The organism is Mesorhizobium sp. M7A.F.Ca.CA.001.08.2.1, from assembly GCF_003998455.1.
In the GTDB taxonomy this organism is placed as follows: Bacteria; Pseudomonadota; Alphaproteobacteria; order Rhizobiales; family Rhizobiaceae; genus Mesorhizobium; species Mesorhizobium ciceri.
The window spans coordinates 1-424 of sequence record NZ_RZPW01001484.1; the positions used below are offsets into that span (position 1 = coordinate 1).

Annotated in this window: 1 protein-coding gene; it reads right to left on the bottom strand. The window is 62.5% G+C overall.

Going from position 1 to position 424, the window contains the following annotated elements; all coding sequences use genetic code 11:
- Positions 1–424, bottom strand: a 424-nt coding sequence (locus tag EN914_RS38640) for a hypothetical protein (protein ID WP_164779312.1), incomplete at both ends; no start/stop codon positions are given.

Sequence of the window (424 nt, forward strand, 5' to 3'; positions counted from 1 at the left end):
GTCATTGAAGTAGTTTGCGTAAACCTGACCGCCATACGGGTCGATCAAACGCCAGTACGGGCTGCCGGCACTAAGCGCCTGTCGACTGAGGAGAACCTGATCTCCGGCCGTGGCTTCGAAGCGGTAAAGCGCCGTCTCGTTTCCGGAGGGCAAAGTCCCCGACACCGGGTCGCCGAGCGTGATCGGCGTGGCGGCCGACAGATCAAGCAGCCGGAAGCTGTAAGGGTCGGTCGTGTCGAGATAGCCATCGACGATCAACGTGTAGGATCCCGCCACCAGGTCCAGAAGCGGAGTGCCCGACGGTCCGTCCGAATTCGAGAAGCTGAAGGGCGTGCTGTTCACCTCGCCGCGGGGGCCGATCAGCCGCCACGAGAGGTTCGGATCGTTGGTCAGGCTGTCGAAATAGAGCCGCTTCGCACTCGCC